We start from the raw sequence: 16,163 nt of genomic DNA, 5'->3' as shown, positions 1-16,163 counted from the left end.
GTCCGCGGCGCGTCAAGCGCCGCGGACCCTGCTGTTTTCGCACTCGTTCCGGGCCGGCCCGGCGTAGGTTATCCACAGGGTTGAGGGCGTTATCCACAGGCTGTGGACGGAGCTGGCCGGAGCGTGGATTTCGCTGTGCGCGTACTCCCCAAGGGTGGGGAACACCCGTTGAGCGTGCGAAGTTGGGGAGAACATCGGCGCAGGACGTCCCGAGAGGGCTCGAGGGCCCAGCAGAGTCTCCCGACGGCGATAGAGTAGGAGAGCACGGGCATCACCGATACCCGTGCGCTGGCCCCGCCAGTTCATTGGCGCACGGCACGTGAGGAGCACGAGGGCATGTTCGAGCGGTTCACCGACCGAGCGCGACGGGTTGTCGTCCTGGCCCAAGAAGAGGCCCGGATGCTCAACCACAACTACATCGGGACAGAGCACATCCTGCTCGGCCTGATCCACGAGGGCGAAGGTGTTGCCGCGAAGGCTCTGGAGAGCCTCGGCATCTCTCTCGAGGGGGTCCGGCAGCAGGTCGAAGAGATCATCGGCCAGGGCCAGCAGGCGCCGAGCGGGCACATTCCGTTCACGCCCCGGGCCAAGAAGGTGCTGGAGCTCTCGCTTCGCGAGGCACTGCAGCTCGGCCACAACTACATCGGCACGGAGCACATCCTGCTCGGGCTGATCCGTGAGGGCGAGGGCGTCGCCGCCCAGGTGCTGGTCAAGCTCGGCGCCGACCTCAACCGGGTCCGCCAGCAGGTCATCCAGCTGCTCTCGGGCTACCAGGGCAAGGAGCCGGCCGCCGCCGGCGCCGCCGCGGGCGAGGCCGCCCCGTCGACCAGCCTGGTGCTCGACCAGTTCGGACGCAACCTGACCCAGGCCGCCCGCGAGGGCAAGCTCGACCCGGTCATCGGCCGGGAGAAGGAAATCGAGCGGGTCATGCAGGTGCTCTCCCGCCGCACCAAGAACAACCCGGTGCTGATCGGCGAGCCCGGCGTCGGCAAGACCGCCGTCGTCGAGGGGCTGTCGCAGTCCATCGTCAAGGGTGAGGTGCCCGAGACGCTCAAGGACAAGCAGCTCTACACGCTCGACCTCGGCGCGCTGGTGGCCGGCTCGCGCTACCGCGGTGACTTCGAGGAGCGCCTCAAGAAGGTGCTCAAGGAGATCCGCACGCGCGGCGACATCATCCTGTTCATCGACGAGATCCACACCCTGGTCGGTGCGGGTGCGGCCGAGGGCGCCATCGACGCCGCCTCGATCCTCAAGCCCATGCTCGCGCGTGGCGAGCTGCAGACCATCGGTGCGACCACCCTGGACGAGTACCGCAAGCACCTCGAGAAGGACGCCGCGCTCGAGCGCCGCTTCCAGCCGATCCAGGTGGGTGAGCCGTCGCTGGCGCACACCATCGAGATCCTCAAGGGCCTGCGCGATCGCTACGAGGCGCACCACCGGATCAGCATCACCGACGCCGCCCTGGTGGCCGCGGCGACCCTGGCCGACCGCTACATCTCGGACCGCTTCCTGCCGGACAAGGCGATCGACCTGATCGACGAGGCCGGCGCCCGGATGCGCATCCGCCGGATGACCGCACCGCCGGACCTCCGCGACTTCGACGAGCGCATCGCCCAGGTCCGCCGCGACAAGGAGTCCGCGATCGACGCGCAGGACTTCGAGCGGGCCGCGCAGCTGCGCGACAAGGAGAAGCAGCTCCTCGGGCAGAAGGCCCAGCGGGAGAAGGAGTGGAAGGCCGGCGACCTGGACGTGGTGTCCGAGGTCGACGACGAGCAGATCGCCGAGGTCCTGGGCAACTGGACCGGCATCCCGGTCTACAAGCTGACCGAGGAGGAGACCTCCCGGCTGCTCCGCATGGAGGACGAGCTCCACAAGCGGGTCATCGGCCAGGAGGACGCGGTCAAGGCGGTCTCGAAGGCGATCCGGCGCACCCGGGCCGGCCTGAAGGACCCGAAGCGGCCCTCGGGCTCGTTCATCTTCGCCGGCCCGTCCGGCGTCGGTAAGACCGAGCTCTCCAAGGCCCTCGCGGAGTTCCTCTTCGGCTCCGAGGACGCGCTGATCCAGCTCGACATGTCCGAGTTCCACGACCGCTACACGGTGTCCCGGCTCGTCGGTGCCCCTCCCGGCTACGTGGGTTACGACGAGGGCGGCCAGCTGACCGAGAAGGTCCGCCGCAAGCCGTTCTCCGTGGTCCTCTTCGACGAGATCGAAAAGGCACACCCGGACGTGTTCAACACGCTCCTGCAGATCCTGGAGGACGGCCGCCTCACCGACGGTCAGGGCCGCATCGTGGACTTCAAGAACACGGTGATCATCCTGACCACCAACCTCGGCACGCGCGACGTGGCCAAGGCGGTGTCGCTGGGCTTCCAGGCGTCCGAGGACGTGGAGAGCAACTACGACCGGATGAAGGTCAAGGTCAACGACGAGCTGAAGCAGCACTTCCGCCCGGAGTTCCTCAACCGCATCGACGACACGATCGTCTTCCACCAGCTGCGCCAGGACGAGATCCTGCACATCGTGGACATCTTCACCGCCCGGATCGAGACCCAGCTCAAGAACAAGGACATGGGCCTCGAGCTGACCGACAACGCCAAGAAGTACCTGGCGAAGAAGGGCTTCGACCCGGTCCTCGGCGCCCGGCCGCTGCGCCGGACGATCCAGCGCGACCTGGAGGACACCCTCTCCGAGCAGATCCTCTTCAACGAGCTGCGCCCCGGCCAGATCGTGGTGGTGGACTGCGAGGGCGACCCGCAGAACATCGAGCAGTCCAAGCTGACCTTCACCGGAGCCGACCGTGGCGCCGTGGTCCCCGACGCGGTGCCCGCCGACCTCGGCGCGGCCTCCGCGGAGGAGTAGACAGCACCGACTGAGGGGCGGCCCGGCGCTTCGGCGCCGGGCCGTTTCGCGCATGAACGGCTCGCCCCGGTACGCCGGCCCACCCGATCCTTCCCGCCTGGGAGTACCCGCCGGGCCGGCGATCAGGTGAGCGGCGGGAAGCGGGGCGGGTGGTCGCCGGCCAGCACGAACCGGTCCGCGTCCGAGTCGAGCGGCTCGACCAGGCCGTCCGAGACCAGCCCGGCCAGGGCGCGCGCCCGCTGCACCTCGTCCACCCAGACCGCGTCCAGCCGCTGCCGCGGCACCGGGCCGGTGGCGTGCCGCAGCACCTCCAGCAGCAGGCCCCGGACCTGACGGTCGGTGCCGGCGTACTTCTGCGGTTTGCGGGTCGGGCCGGCCGGGGCGGGCACCCCGCTGCGGCGCCACGCGCAGACGGCCTCGAACGGGCATTCCGTGCAGCGCGGAGCGCGTGCCGTGCAGACGATCGCACCGAGCTCCATGAACGCGATGCTCGCCCGGGCCGCCCGCGGCGCCTCGAGCGGCAGCAGCTCGGCCATCGCCGCCAGGTCCGCCGTCGTCGTGGCCGGTCCCGCGTCCGGGTCGCCCGCGACCGCCCGGGACACCACCCGGCGCACGTTGGTGTCCACGACCGGGTGACGCTGCCCGTACGCGAAGGTCGCCACCGCCCGGGCCGTGTACGTGCCGACCCCGGGCAGCGCGAGCAGCTGATCGAGGTCGTCCGGCACCCGCCCGCCGTGCCGTTCCACGATGGCCGCCGCGCAGGCGTGCAGGCGCATCGCCCGGCGCGGGTAGCCCAGCCGTCCCCACATCCGGATCGCCTCGGACGGGGGATCCTCGGCCAGCGCCTCCGGCGTCGGCCAGCGCAGCATCCAGGCCTGCCAGGCGGGCGTCACCCGCACGACCGGCGTCTGCTGGAGCATCACCTCGCTGACCAGCACCGCCCAGGCGCTGGTGCCGGGGACCCGCCAGGGCAGGTCGCGGGCGTTCCTGTCGTACCACTGAATGACCAAGTCGGCGAGCGTCATAGCCCGCCCAGCTTAAGATGCCGGGGTGAACGAGCTTGCCATCACCGTCATCGGTCCCGACCGGACCGGCATCATCGCGGAGGTTTCCGGGGCGCTCGCCGGCGTCGGGGCGAACCTGTCCGACTCCACGATGACCCGGCTGCGGGGTCATTTCGCGATGACTCTGATCTGCACCGGCCCGACCGCAGGCGACGTCGAGAAGGCGCTGGCGCCGCTCGGTGACCTGATCTCCACCGTCCGGGTGGTCGAGCCGGAGACGGACGCGGAGGTCGCGGGCGAGCCGTACCTGGTCAGCGTGCATGGCGCCGACCGCCTCGGCATCGTCGCGGCCGTCACCCGGGTCGTCGCGGCGGCCGGCGGCAACATCACCGACCTCTCCACCCGGCTGACCGGCCCGCTCTACGTGCTGATCGCCGAGGTCGACGTGCCGCCGGGGGTCGCCGGTGACCTCGCGGCGCGCCTCGCCGGGGCGGCCGACGAACTGGGCGTCGAGGTGACCCTGCGCCGCGCCGAGTCGGACCTGCTGTGAGCGACGTCCTGGCCGACTGGAAGCCGGAACTGCTCGGTGTCGACGGCAGGGTGCTGCCGGTGGTGACCGCACCGGCGGCCGTGCTGAGCGGCGCCGGCGCCGAGGTCGATCCGCTGGATCCCGCGGTCGTGCAGCTCGCCGCGGACCTGGTCGCCACCATGCAGGTCTCACCGGGCTGCGTCGGCCTCGCCGCGCCGCAGGTCGGCGTCGGCGTGCAGGTCTTCGCCGTGGACGTGACCCAGCACCCGAAGACGGCGACCTCGCACGGCACCTTCGTGCTGTGCAACGCCCGGGTCGTGGAGGCGAGCCGCTGGCGACCGGGCCGGGAGGGCTGCATGTCCGTGCCGGACCTGACCGGCGACGTGAAACGCGCCGGCCGCGTCGTGGTCGAGGCCGTCCTTCCCGGTACGGGCGAAGCGGTCCGGCTGACCACCGACGCGTTCGAGGCGCGGGCCCTGCAGCACGAGATCGATCACTGCGCCGGAAAACTCTTCCTCGATCGGGTCGCCGGCGCGCACGCCGTGTACCAGCGCAAGGTCTATCTCTAACGATCTGTAGGCGAGTCGGTGTCGCGAAACCGGCGCGTCGCGGCGCCGTGACGGGCACCTCGGCGTACGGTGCAATCCATCATGCGTGCGACGGTTGGTCCCCTTCCTGCCGCCGTGTACTGGCGGCGTCGTGCTGTAGTGCTCGGTGCACTGCTGCTCGGTGTCATCGTGCTGTTCGTCTCCTGCTCCGGCGGGGACGAGGCCAACAGGCGCGGCACGGGCTCGGCGTCATCGAAGGCGCCGGCCCCGGTTCCTGCGGCGACGACGCCGGACGAGGAACCTACCTTCACCGACCCGGGCCCCGGCGCGGGCAACCCCTCCCTGCCGGACCCGGGCGAGTTGACCGCGTCGGGTGCGGGCGTCCTTCCGCCGGCCGGAACCGGCACCGGCACGGGCACGGGCGAGGATGACGGCGACGACACGAACGTGGCGGCCGCGAGCGGCACGTGCACGGACGCGGAGATGGCCGTGGTTCCCGTGCCGGAGGCGACCGCGGTCCGCCGCGGCGTGCCGCTGGAGATACACCTGAAGATCAAGAACATCTCGGCCCGTACGTGCACCCGGGACGTCGGCGCCGACCTGCAGGAGCTGTACATCGAGCAGGGTGCGAAGAAGGTGTGGTCGTCGGACACCTGCAGCACCGTCAAGGGCTCCGAGGTGCGTCCGTTCCCGCCGGGCAGCGAGCGCGAATACAACGTGACCTGGAACGGCAAGCAGGCGACCAGGTGCTCGGCCGGGCTGGCCGCGGGCACCGCACCGCCGGCGGGTCAGTACGAGGTCCGGGGCCGGCTGGGCGCGAAGGTCAGCGCCCCGGTCGCGCTCGACGTCACCGCCTGACGCGCCGCGGAGCAGGCGCTCCCGGACGGCCGTCAGGCGCCGGGTGGCCATTGTGGAACAACCGCGCCCACAATGTCCCGCGCCGCCATCGCCGGCAATTCCGGGCAGCGGCATGAGGTCCTCGTACCTACGCCGCCACCACGCCGCTGCGCCACCACGCCGCTGCGCCGCCCACGGCGCCACCACGCCGCTGCGCCGCCCACGCCGCCACGCTGCCACGCCACCGCGCCACGGTGGCGCGGTCGCGAGGATTAGTCGTTGCCGGCGTACGCCATCGAGATCATCAAGGGCGCGCGCCACCGTTACGGGGCGAACCACCGGATTTCGGACATCCGCGCCCGCGGGACCGGGCGATCGGATTCAGGCGTAGCGGGAGAGGTTCTTCCGGTTCAGACGTAGCGTTCGAGGATCGAGGCCTCGGCGAGGCGGGAGAGGCCCTCCCGGACGCCGCGCGCCCGGGCGTCGCCGACACCCTCGACCGCCTGCAGGTCCTCCACCGTCGCGCCGAGCAGGCGCTGCAGGCTGCCGAAGTGGTCGACCAGCCGCTCGACGATCTGGGCCGGGAGCCGGGGCACCTTGGCCAGCAGTCGGAACCCGCGCGGGCTCACGGCGGCGTCGAGCGCGTCGGAGGCGCCCGCGTAGCCGATCGCCTTGGCCACCGCGACCAGGTCGATCATCTCGGTGGCGCTCAGCAGGTCGAGCTCGACCAGGGCCTCGTCAAGCGTGCGGGCCTTGCGGCCGGTCGGCAGGTAGTCGCGGATGACCAGGGTGCGGTCGGAGTCGACGCCGGCCATCAGCTCGTCGAGCTGCAGGGCGAGCAGCCTGCCGTCCGTGCCCAGCTCGACCACGTAGCCGGAGATCTCGTCGGCGATCCGGCGCACCATCTCGAGGCGCTGCACGACCGCGACCGCGTCGCGGACCGTGACCAGGTCCTCGATCTCCAGCGCCGAGAGCGTGCCCGAGACCTCGTCCAGGCGCAGCTTGTAGCGCTCGAGCGTGGCCAGGGCCTGGTTGGCGCGGGAGAGGATGGCCGCCGAGTCGTCCAGGACGTGGCGCTGGCCGTTCACGTAGAGGCCGATGATGTGCATCGACTGGCTGACCGAGATCACCGGGAAGCCGGACTGCTTGGCGACGCGCTCGGCCGTGCGGTGCCGGGTGCCCGACTCCTCGGAGTGGATGCCCGGGTCGGGCATCAGGTGCACGGCGGCGCGGACGATGCGGGTGCCGTCGCTGGAGAGCACGACCGCGCCGTCCATCTTGCACAGCTCGCGCAGGCGGGTCGCGGAGAACTCGACGTCGAGCGCGAAGCCGCCGGTGCAGAGCGTCTCCACCGCCGCGTCGTAGCCGAGGACGATCAGCGCGCCGGTGCGGCCGCGGAGGATGCGTTCGAGGCCGTCGCGCAGCGCGGTGCCCGGCGCCATCAGCGCGAGGTTGGCGCGCAACGGGTCGCCGCTGACTCCGCCGCCGGTGAGGCCCGGCGTCGTGGGGGTCATCGGACGGGCTGCCGAACCGTTGATGCCGGCGGCAGCGCCATTGGCATGGCGGTTGGATGAGGCCTCGCGGTCGAGCGGCACCTGTACATTCTACGGACTGCCATCCAGGTCAACGAGTCGTGGTTCGGTCGATGCTCCATAGCGTTATCTGCCGTCACTCGATGTAACCGTAGGGCGAGGCTCATTCGGCCGACGCCCGGGCCGCCCACTGCACCGCCGACTGCAGATCGCCCACCTCGACGACGCGCATGCCCTTGGGCGGGCTGTCCGCCTCGCCGGGGCCGCAGCCGGGCGGGACGAGCGCGAAGCGGAACCCGAGCCGGGCCGCCTCGGCCAGCCGGCGGCCCACCGCGCCGACCCGGCGCACCTCTCCGGTCAGCCCGACCTCGCCGATCGCCACCAGGTGCGGCGCCATCGCCAGGTTGAGGGCGCCGGACGCGACCGCGAGCGCCATGGCGAGGTCGGCCGACGGCTCGGTGACCCGGATGCCGCCGACCGTGGCCGCGAAGACCTCACGGTCGTGCAGCTTGATCTTTTCCATCCGCCGCTGCAGCACCGCCAGCACCATGGCCAGCCGGGCGCTGTCGAGGCCCGAGACCGTCCGCCGCGGTGAGCCCTGGACCTGGGCGCCGATCAGGGCCTGCACCTCGGTCACCATCGCCCGGCGGCCCTCCATCGCCACCGTGACGCAGGTGCCGGGCACCGGCTCGTTGTAGCGGGTCAGGAACAGCCCGGACGGGTCGGCGAGGCTGACGATGCCGCTCTCGTGCATCTCGAAGCACCCGACCTCGTCGGCCGGGCCGTAGCGGTTCTTGACGCCGCGGACCAGGCGCAGCGACGAGTGCTTGTCGCCCTCGAAGTGCAGCACCACGTCGACCAGGTGCTCGAGGACCCGGGGGCCGGCGACCGAGCCGTCCTTGGTGACGTGGCCCACCAGGACGGTGGCGACGCCGCGCTCCTTGGCGATGCTGACCAGGGCGGCGGTCACCGCCCGGACCTGGGTCACGCCGCCGGGCACGCCCTCGGTGCCGGGCGCGGAGATGGTCTGCACCGAGTCGATGATGAGCAGGCCGGGCTTGACCGCGTCGAGGTGGCCGAGCACCGCGCCGAGGTCGCTCTCGGAGGCGAGGTAGAGGTTGTCGTGCAGGGAGCCGAGCCGCTCGGCGCGCAGCCGGACCTGGCTCACCGACTCCTCGCCGCTGATGACGAGCGACGGCGTGCTCGTGCCGGCCGCCCACTGCTGGGCGACGTCGAGCAGCAGGGTCGACTTGCCGACCCCCGGCTCGCCCGCCAGCAGCACCACGGCACCGGGCACCAGCCCGCCGCCGAGGACCCGGTCGAGCTCGCTGACGCCGCTGGGCACCGCCTTGGCGGGGGCGGCGCTGATCGTCTTGATGGGACGGGCGGGCTCGGACGGCAGCCGGGAACTGACCACGCGGCCGGCGACGACCGGACCGGTCATCGTGGACTCGATGATCGAGCCCCACTCGCTGCACTCCGGGCAGCGGCCGAGCCACTTGGGTGGCTGGTGGCCGCACGCGTCGCACTGATAGGCGGGTCGCGGCTCAGAGCGGGCGCGAGACGGGGTGCGGGAAGTCGTCATGCAGTCACGCTAGCCCGCTGGTACGACAAACCGGGGACTACTCCTCGGTGTCTTCGTGCGTCACGCCGCCCGGGCCGCGCGAGGCAGGGGTCAGCGGGATGCCGACCGGGGCCTGCAGCACGAGCCGGTTCGCGTGGTTGCTGAACTCGAAGACCAGGTTCAGCGACTGACCGGGCGCCAGCTTGGCGTTGAGGTCGATGGCCTGCAGCTGCACGATGTCACCCGGCAGGAACGCGACCGAGCCCATCGCCGGCACCTCGATCCGGGCCGGCCGGAACACCGGGCCGGCGGGCGCCGGCGCGGCGGACGCCGATGGGCCGGCGCTCGCCGAGGGGTTGGCGGACGGTTCCGCTGCGGCCGGCGAGGGTTCCGCGGAGGCGGCGGAACCGCCGGTCAGGCCGACGGAGGTCGCGGAGACGACCTCGCCGCCCTCGGTGTCGGTGGCCGGCTGGCTGCTCACCAGCACCGTGATCGACTGCCGGGTCTGGTTGAACAGGCCGAGCTCCAGCGGCGCGTTCTCGCCGTCCTTGTAGCCCGCCGTGCCCGGGTACTGCACCGCGAGGTTGCGGACGAGGATGCTGCCGTCGGAGTTGTCGGCGTTGACGCCCATGTTCGACGGCCGCTTGAGGGCGGTCTCGGCAACCTGGCCGGCGCTGCAGCCGGCGAGCGCGACGGCGGCCACCGCGGCGACACCCGTGGCGAGGGCGGCGCGGCGGAATCCCAGCGAGCGCATCACAGTCCTCCAAGAAACGCGGGTTCTCCTGATAAAGCTCCGCGATCAGCCTAGAGGGCCTAGATCCGGCGCGTACGCCGACCCGTCCATTGAGCCTTTTTCCCCCCGGCACCGGGCCGAAGGCGTCCGGGCGGTCGAGCCCAGCGGGCGCCGCCGCCCCGGCGACTTCGAAAGGGCTCGCTCACAGCACCCGGCCGCTGAAGACCAGCAGAACCACATCGAGCAGGGCCACGACGATGACCGAGCGGAACATCGCCACCTGCCGGGTACCCCTGCGCAGCGCCCGGCGGCCCGCGTACCAACCGAGGGGCAGGACCACGACGGCGGCCGCGGCGGCCGCGACGCCCGCCCACGACGGCGGCCCGGCCGGCCCGAGGACCAGTACGAGGGTCGCCGCCAGCAGCAGGCACCCGGCCGCGATCTGCGACCCGGCCGCGCCGATCCGGTGCGGCAGGCCGACGACGCCGGTCGCCGCGTCGTCGGCGAGATCCGGCAGCACGTTGGCGAAGTGTGCGCCGCCGCCGAGCAGCGCGCCCGCGGCGACCAGCCAGGCCGGCGGCCAGGGGTGGCCGGGCAGCGCGATCACCACGAACGCGGGCATCAGGCCGAACGCCACCAGGTAGGGCAGCACCGACAGCGGCGTCGACTTCAACGGCCAGTCGTAGAGCAGCGCGAACACGCCGACCACGGTGATGCAGGCCGTCGCCGCCGGGCCGAACGGCAGCCCCAGCAGCGGAATGGCGAGCGAGGCGGTCAGGCCCGCGATCCCGACGGCACGGCGGGAGACGGCGCCCGAGGCCACGGGCTTGTCGGTGCGCCCGGCGAGCCGGTCCCGATCGGCGTCCAGCCAGTCGTTGACCCAGCCGACGGAGAGCTGGGTCGCGCCGATCGCGGCGGCCACGCCGAGCACGCTCCAGCCTCGATGTCCGACCCCGACGGCGAGCAGGGTCATGGCCAGCGTGACGGCTCCGCCCGGTTCGGGGTGGGAAGCCTTGAGCAGAGCGACCGGTCCGGACATGAAAGCAGTGTGGTGGTTGTGGCCCGCGCGTGCCACGCTCGATCCCATGCGTCTGCCGCCCCGCAACGATCCCCGTCAGTACGACGACCTCGCGGGCGAGTGGTGGCGGCCCGGCGGCAGCTTCGAACTCCTGCACTGGCTCGCCGCGGCCCGGGGTGTGCTGGTGCCGCCTGCCGGGCGCCCCGGCGCGGTGCTGCTCGACGCGGGCTGCGGCGGCGGCCTGCTGGCGCCGCACGTGCGGCGCCTCGGCTACCGGCACGTGGGCGTGGATCTGCGCCGCTCGGGTCTCGAGCAGGCGGCGACCCGCGGGGTGACCCCGGTGACCGGCGACGTGACGGCCCTGCCGCTGGCGGACGGCGCGGCCGACGTGGTGGTCGCCGGCGAGATCCTGGAGCACGTCGCCGACCTGCCGGCCGCGGTCGCGGAGCTGTGCCGGGTGCTGCGCCCGGGCGGGCTGCTGGTGCTGGACACGGTGAACGACACCCGGGTGAGCCGGTTCGTCACGGTCACCCTCGGGGAGCGGATCGGCGCCGCCCCGATCGGCATCCACGATCCCGATCTGTTCGTCGACCCGGGCGAGCTGACCGCCGAGTGCGCGAAGCACGGCGTCCGGCTGCGGGTCCGCGGCCTGCGCCCGAGCACGGCGGGGCTGCTCCGGTGGCTGTTCCTGCCGAACGGGACGCACACCCGGCCGCTGGGCCGGATGATCCCGACCCGGTCGACGGCGGTCGTCTATCAGGGCAAGGGCCGCAAACAGGGGGAGGCATCGCGGTGACAGCCGAGGAGGCACGACGGCTCGCGCCCAGATTCGCGGCGCGGGCGGCAGCTCACGACCGGGACGGCTCGTTCCCGGCGGACGACTTCGCCGACCTGCGCCACTCCGGCCTGTTCGGACTGATGGTCCCGGAACGCCTCGGCGGCGCCGGCGCGGGCTTCGCGGACTACGCGGCGATCGCGTACGAGCTGGCCCGGGGCAACGGGGCGACCGCCCTGATCTTCAACATGCACGCCTCGGTCACCGGCGCACTCAGCGGCGTCACCGACGAACTGGCCGACGCGCTCGGGCTGCCTCGGGAGGCGATCGAGGCCCGCGACGACTACCTGCGGGCGGCCGCCGAGGGCGCCTGGTACGCGGTGGCGATGAGCGAGCGCGGCGCCGGCTCCCGGCTGTCGCAGCTGACCACAACGTACGAGCGGACCGACGACGGCTTCCACATCAAGGGGGCGAAGACGTTCTGCTCGGGCGCGGGCCACGCGGACGCGTACCTGGTGGCGGCCCGCAGCGCGGCCGACCCGGCGCAGGTGTCGCAGTTCCTGGTCCCGGCCGGCGACGGGCTGACGATCGAGCCGACCTGGGACGCTCTCGGCATGCGCGCGACCGGCTCGCACGACGTGCACGTCGACGTCACCGTGCCCACGACCGCGCTGCTCGGCGGCGTGGAGGGCCTGGCGCTGGTGATCGCCCAGCTCGCTCCGCAGTGGATGGTGGCCAGCTATGCGGCCGTCTACGTCGGGGTGGCCCGGGCGGCGGTGGACGCGGCCGTCGAGCACGTCAACAAGCGCAACCTGGGGCATCTCCCGGCCGTGCGCGCGCGGATCGGCCGGGCGGATGCGGCGGTCGCGGCGGCGCACCTGACGGTCATGGAGGCGGCCCGCCGGGTCGACGAGGACCCCGGCGACACGGTGACGAACCGCTGGGTGTGGCGGGCCAAGCTGGTCGCCGGCAGCACGGCGGCCGAGGTCGCCGCGTCGATGCTCGAGGCCGCCGGCACGTCGGCGATGCGGCGCGGGCATCCGCTGGAACGCCTCTACCGCGACGCGCGGGCCGGCTCGCTGCAGCCGGCAACCTCCGACGTGTGCGCGGACTGGCTCGGCGTCGAGGCGCTCGGAGGTGATCCGGACTCGCAAGGATCGGCCCCGCGGTGGTGATCCGCGGCGTGGGTAGGGACCAGTTCGGCGGGTCGGTACCGGGGAGGCACAAGTGAAGAGAATCGGTCGGGCGGTGATCGCCGGGCTCGGCACGGCGCATCCGCCGTCGGTGTCGCAGGGCGAGATGTGGGAGCGCTTCTTCTCCGGGTACTACGCGGGCGGCCGCCGGGGCCTGGCCGAGCGGATCTTCGCCAACTCCGGCGTGCGCACCCGGCAGGCGGCGGTCAGCCCGCTGCTCGAGGACATTTCCGACTGGTCGACCGAGCGCCGGATGCGCCGCTACCAGGTCGAGGCCATGCCGCTGGCCAAGGAGGCGGTGGGCCGGGCGCTCACCGAGGCAGGCGTCGCGGCCGACGAGGTCGGCCTGTTCGCGGTCTGCTCCTGCACCGGCTACGCGACGCCGGGCATCGACATCCTGCTGGCCCGCGACCTGGGCATGGCGCCGTCGCTGCAGCGCCTCTTCGTCGGGCATATGGGCTGCTACGCGGCGCTGCCCGGCCTGGGCACGGCGGCCGACTTCGTCGCCGCCCGGGAACGCCCGGCCCTGCTGCTCTGCGCCGAGCTGACCAGCCTGCACATCCAGCCGAGCGATCCGCGTGCGGACATTCAACAGATCGTCTCGCACGCGCTCTTCTCGGACGCCGCAGCCGCCGTCGTGCTCACCCCGTCCGAAACCCCTCGGGGGTACGCCGTGAGCGACGTCATCGCGCTCACCGACACCACCACCGCCGGGCACATGACCTGGGACGTCACGGACCTCGGCTTCCGGATGGGCCTCTCGGCGCAGGTGCCGAACGTGCTGTCGGTGCATGTCCGGGCCATGATCGACGACCTGCTCGCCCGCAACGGCCTGACGATCGGCGAGGTCGACGGCTGGGCGGTGCATCCGGGCGGCCCGAAGATCCTCGACGTGGTGCAGGAGCGGCTCGGGCTGGCGGACGAGGCGATGACGGCCTCCCGCGAGGTGCTGGCCGCGTACGGGAACTGCTCGTCGCCGACCGTGCTGCTGGTGCTGGACGCGCTCCGGCGCCGCCCGGTGCCGCCCCGGCGCGTGGTGCTGATGGCGTTCGGTCCCGGCCTGACGCTGTACGGCGTCCTGCTGGAGACAGCCTAGGGTTGGGGCGTGACGGGGAACCGGGCCAGATCGGTGGTCCTCTATGGGCTCGCCGGGGTCTTGCTGATCGCGGGCGTCCTGTGGTTCGTGCGGACGGCGCCCCGAACGGGTGAGGACCCGGCGGTCACGGCCGGCCGCAAGACCGCCGAGCGGCTGCTGCCCGACCTGCCCCTGCAATCCGAGGCCGAGACCATGGTGCTCGCCGCCGGCGTGCGCACGGAGCGCACCACGTCGGTGCGGGGCGGCTCCTACACGCTGGCGTTGCTCTGCATCGGCGCCGGTCAGATCCGGGTCCGGCTCAGCGCGCAGGGCGTGGACTCGGGCCGGGCGGTGCCGTGCGACGAGGGGGAGCCGGTGCCGCTCGAGCTGACGGTCGGGCTGGCGGACGAGTTCTTCATGGCGGTGTCGGCCGAGACGGACGGGCCGTCGGTCTTCCGCTGGCGGGTCATCCGCGCCCGCGACTACTGACCGGTCTCGGGCGGCGATCCACGCCCGCGACCACGGCCGGCGTCATCCCGCGGCCGTCACGCAGTGTCAGAGGCGGGCGAGGTCGGGCCGGAGGTCCTCGATCGAGACCGTCCGGGGCACCTTGCGGACGATCTCCCCGCCGCGGTTGATCAGCAGCGCCGCGGCGGTGCCGTCCGGCGGGCCCAGGTCGAATCCGGTGCGGAGCTCGCCGGTCGGGTCCCGGAGCGCGCGGACCGCGTTGCCCGGGGCCGAGGGGGTGGCGCCGGTGGGCGGCGCGCCGCCGGTCTGTCCCGAGGCGGCGCCGGAGACGACGGTCACCACGGAGATGTCGGGCTTGACGGCCGCGACGGTGTCGGCGACCAGCCGCTCGCAATCGCAACCGTCGGTGAGCAGGACCACGGCCGGCAACTGCCCCAACAGCGGGACGGGTTGCCCGTCCGTGCCGATCAGCTCGAGCGCGGGCAGCGTGTCACCGCGGTCGTCGGTCGTGGTGGCGGTGCGCTGGGTGGCGGGTGAGCGGGGCGGCCCGGGCCAGGCGGAGGCGAAGAGGCTGGCCACCGTCACCAGCACCGCCATCGAGATGATCAGGACGGGGGCGCGGAGGCTGGCGGCGCCGGCGCGGCGCAGGGCGCGCATGCCCGGACGGTCGGCGAAGCGCTGCCAGCGGGTCTGCCGTTGTGAGCGGCGCAGCTCGTCCTGAACTGCGGTGACCTCGTCGGACAGCTCCGAGAGGTCGTCCGGGACGACGATGATGCCCCACTCCTCGGGGAGGTCCGGCAGGCCGTCAGCGGAACCACCATCAGGCGGCCAGTTGCCGCCGTTGTCGCTCAAACTGCCCACGATTCACCCTCCCCCCTGCCGACGAGTGTCGCGTGACCGGGGACCTTCGTCCAGCCTCCCCCACCCGAGGGGCCGACCGCCAGTAGTGGGCGCTCCCGGTCCCAAGCGATAAGCTTGACCTCGCAAAGGCTGCAGATCCGGAATTTCCGACTCGCTCGTTCGGGTCGTTACGGTGTAGTCACTCTAAGTGACTGAGGCAGGTCTTTGCTCGCATGTCAAGCGGTAGAAAGACGGCTCACAGGCCCTCTGAGCTGCACTAACAGTCACGGCCGGGGTGGGACATCGCTGCCCGAGCGTGTTACCCTAGACACAGCGAAAGGGGTTTCGAACCTATGGTTTTCAGTGTCGGCGAGACCGTTGTTTACCCCCACCACGGGGCCGCACTCATCGAGGCAATCGAGACTAGAACTATCAAGGGCGTGGAAAAGCTTTACCTCGTCCTGCGGGTCGCCCAAGGCGACCTGACGGTCCGGGTGCCCGCTGAGAATGCCGAGATCGTCGGCGTGCGTGAAGTGGTCGGCGAGGAAGGCCTGGGCAAGGTCTTCGACGTCCTCCGCGCGCCGCACACCGAGGAGCCGACCAACTGGTCGCGGCGTTACAAGGCCAATCTCGAGAAGCTCGCCTCCGGTAACCCGCTCAAGGTAGCCGAGGTCGTGCGTGACCTCTGGCGTCGCGAGCGTGAGCGTGGTCTCTCGGCTGGGGAGAAGCGCATGCTCGCCAAGGCCCGCGACATCCTCGTCGGCGAGGTGGCCCTTGCCGAAAAGAGCACCAAGGACGAGGCGGAAGTTCTCCTCGACAAGGTCCTCACCGAGGCCTGACGTTTCCACCACCGCACCACCCCCACCTGTGTTACCAGCCGAACAGGACCGCGACGTGACCGCGCAGCTCAATGCTCGCGGTGACGTCGCGGTCCTCGTTCCGGCTGCGGGTGCCGGCCTGCGCCTGGGCCCGGGCGGGCCCAAGGCGCTGCGCCTGCTGGCCGGCGAGCCGCTCCTCGTGCACGCCGTCCGCCGCGTCGCGGCGGCACCCTCCGTGCGATTGATCGTCGTCGCCGCCCCGGCCGCCGAGGTCGAGGCGGTCCGCGCGCTGCTCGCTCCGGTCGCGCCGGTGACCGTCGTCGCCGGCGGCGCCGAGCGGCAGCTCTCCGTGGCCGCGGCGCTCGCCGCC

General features: G+C 72.3%; 16 protein-coding genes. 10 read left to right on the top strand and 6 right to left on the bottom strand.

Annotated elements, in window-relative coordinates; translation table 11 throughout:
- Positions 1-336: 336 nt before the first annotated feature.
- The gene (locus AB0F10_RS37345; RefSeq protein WP_360636504.1) at positions 337-2,859 is read left to right on the top strand and encodes an ATP-dependent Clp protease ATP-binding subunit; all 2,523 of its coding nucleotides are present in this window, start codon (positions 337-339) and stop codon (positions 2,857-2,859) included.
- Positions 2,860-2,981: 122 nt separating this feature from the next.
- Here the strand turns inward: AB0F10_RS37345 and AB0F10_RS37340 are convergent, their stop codons facing one another.
- Positions 2,982-3,884, bottom strand: coding sequence for an A/G-specific adenine glycosylase (locus AB0F10_RS37340; RefSeq protein WP_360636501.1), 903 nt, complete (start codon positions 3,882-3,884; stop codon positions 2,982-2,984).
- 25 nt (positions 3,885-3,909) lie between these two features.
- Here AB0F10_RS37340 and AB0F10_RS37335 point away from each other — a divergent pair, with 25 nt between their 5' ends.
- From AB0F10_RS37335 to AB0F10_RS37325, 3 genes are all read left to right on the top strand, one after another.
- Positions 3,910-4,413 carry an ACT domain-containing protein gene (locus AB0F10_RS37335; protein ID WP_360636498.1) on the top strand — a complete coding sequence of 168 codons (504 nt, stop codon included), beginning with the start codon at positions 3,910-3,912 and terminating at the stop codon, positions 4,411-4,413.
- Positions 4,410-4,961, top strand: a complete 552-nt coding sequence (locus tag AB0F10_RS37330; protein ID WP_360636495.1) for a peptide deformylase — start codon at positions 4,410-4,412, stop codon at positions 4,959-4,961. The genes AB0F10_RS37335 and AB0F10_RS37330 overlap by 4 nt, the downstream gene beginning before the upstream one ends.
- 138 nt (positions 4,962-5,099) lie before the next feature.
- Complete coding sequence (locus tag AB0F10_RS37325; RefSeq protein WP_360636492.1) at positions 5,100-5,798, top strand: adhesin; 699 nt, start codon at positions 5,100-5,102, stop codon at positions 5,796-5,798.
- Positions 5,799-6,187: 389 nt separating this feature from the next.
- On the opposite strand, the gene disA is transcribed toward AB0F10_RS37325, so the two are convergent.
- The 4 genes from disA to AB0F10_RS37305 form a co-directional block, all read right to left on the bottom strand.
- Positions 6,188-7,291, bottom strand: coding sequence for a DNA integrity scanning diadenylate cyclase DisA (gene disA / locus AB0F10_RS37320; protein WP_360636489.1), 1,104 nt, complete (start codon positions 7,289-7,291; stop codon positions 6,188-6,190).
- Positions 7,292-7,472: 181 nt separating this feature from the next.
- The gene (radA, locus tag AB0F10_RS37315; protein WP_360636486.1) at positions 7,473-8,894 is read right to left on the bottom strand and encodes a DNA repair protein RadA; all 1,422 of its coding nucleotides are present in this window, start codon (positions 8,892-8,894) and stop codon (positions 7,473-7,475) included.
- A 37-nt stretch (positions 8,895-8,931) separates the two neighbouring features.
- A complete protein-coding gene (locus tag AB0F10_RS37310) occupies positions 8,932-9,627 on the bottom strand; it encodes a hypothetical protein (protein ID WP_360636483.1) in 696 nt (231 codons plus the stop codon).
- 181 nt (positions 9,628-9,808) lie between these two features.
- Positions 9,809-10,645 (bottom strand): UbiA family prenyltransferase, encoded by an 837-nt coding sequence (locus AB0F10_RS37305; RefSeq protein WP_360636480.1) that lies wholly within the window; start codon positions 10,643-10,645, stop codon positions 9,809-9,811.
- A 46-nt stretch (positions 10,646-10,691) separates the two neighbouring features.
- Here AB0F10_RS37305 and AB0F10_RS37300 point away from each other — a divergent pair, with 46 nt between their 5' ends.
- The 4 genes from AB0F10_RS37300 (at position 10,692) to AB0F10_RS37285 (ending at position 14,156) form a co-directional block, all read left to right on the top strand.
- A complete protein-coding gene (locus tag AB0F10_RS37300) occupies positions 10,692-11,420 on the top strand; it encodes a methyltransferase domain-containing protein (RefSeq protein WP_360636477.1) in 729 nt (242 codons plus the stop codon).
- Positions 11,411-12,574: an acyl-CoA dehydrogenase family protein gene (locus tag AB0F10_RS37295; RefSeq protein WP_360636510.1), complete on the top strand. Its 1,164-nt coding sequence runs from the start codon at positions 11,411-11,413 to the stop codon at positions 12,572-12,574. The genes AB0F10_RS37300 and AB0F10_RS37295 overlap by 10 nt, the downstream gene beginning before the upstream one ends.
- A 61-nt stretch (positions 12,575-12,635) precedes the next feature.
- Positions 12,636-13,688: a type III polyketide synthase gene (locus tag AB0F10_RS37290; protein WP_360636507.1), complete on the top strand. Its 1,053-nt coding sequence runs from the start codon at positions 12,636-12,638 to the stop codon at positions 13,686-13,688.
- Positions 13,689-13,697: 9 nt separating this feature from the next.
- On the top strand, positions 13,698-14,156 hold the full coding sequence (locus AB0F10_RS37285) for a DUF6023 family protein (RefSeq protein WP_360636474.1): 459 nt from the start codon (positions 13,698-13,700) through the stop codon (positions 14,154-14,156).
- A gap of 66 nt (positions 14,157-14,222) precedes the next feature.
- On the opposite strand, the gene AB0F10_RS37280 is transcribed toward AB0F10_RS37285, so the two are convergent.
- Positions 14,223-14,996, bottom strand: a complete 774-nt coding sequence (locus AB0F10_RS37280) for a hypothetical protein (protein WP_360636471.1) — start codon at positions 14,994-14,996, stop codon at positions 14,223-14,225.
- Positions 14,997-15,328: 332 nt separating this feature from the next.
- On the opposite strand from AB0F10_RS37280, the gene AB0F10_RS37275 reads away from it, so the two are divergent.
- Together AB0F10_RS37275 and AB0F10_RS37270 are read left to right on the top strand one after the other, a co-directional pair.
- The gene (locus tag AB0F10_RS37275) at positions 15,329-15,814 is read left to right on the top strand and encodes a CarD family transcriptional regulator (protein WP_184988251.1); all 486 of its coding nucleotides are present in this window, start codon (positions 15,329-15,331) and stop codon (positions 15,812-15,814) included.
- Positions 15,815-15,869: 55 nt separating this feature from the next.
- A partial coding sequence (locus AB0F10_RS37270) for a 2-C-methyl-D-erythritol 4-phosphate cytidylyltransferase (protein ID WP_360636468.1) occupies positions 15,870-16,163 on the top strand: 294 nt, incomplete at its 3' end.

The organism is Actinoplanes sp. NPDC026623 (genome assembly GCF_040638275.1).
Lineage (GTDB): Bacteria > Actinomycetota > Actinomycetes > Mycobacteriales > Micromonosporaceae > Actinoplanes.
The sequence above is the reverse complement of the archived record's forward strand: the minus strand, read 5'-3'. Positions and strand labels throughout refer to the sequence as shown.

Bases quoted from the DNA above. Each gene is read 5' to 3' on its own strand.
- AB0F10_RS37300 (WP_360636477.1), top strand. From the start codon at position 10,692: ATGCGTCTGCCGCCCCGCAACGATCCCCGTCAGTACGACGACCTCGCG.
- disA (WP_360636489.1), bottom strand. From the start codon at position 7,291: ATGACCCCCACGACGCCGGGCCTCACCGGCGGCGGAGTCAGCGGCGAC.
- radA (WP_360636486.1), bottom strand. From the start codon at position 8,894: ATGACGACTTCCCGCACCCCGTCTCGCGCCCGCTCTGAGCCGCGACCC.
- AB0F10_RS37345 (WP_360636504.1), top strand. From the start codon at position 337: ATGTTCGAGCGGTTCACCGACCGAGCGCGACGGGTTGTCGTCCTGGCC.
- AB0F10_RS37340 (WP_360636501.1), bottom strand. From the start codon at position 3,884: ATGACGCTCGCCGACTTGGTCATTCAGTGGTACGACAGGAACGCCCGC.
- AB0F10_RS37275 (WP_184988251.1), top strand. From the start codon at position 15,329: ATGGTTTTCAGTGTCGGCGAGACCGTTGTTTACCCCCACCACGGGGCC.
- AB0F10_RS37310 (WP_360636483.1), bottom strand. From the start codon at position 9,627: ATGCGCTCGCTGGGATTCCGCCGCGCCGCCCTCGCCACGGGTGTCGCC.
- AB0F10_RS37305 (WP_360636480.1), bottom strand. From the start codon at position 10,645: ATGTCCGGACCGGTCGCTCTGCTCAAGGCTTCCCACCCCGAACCGGGC.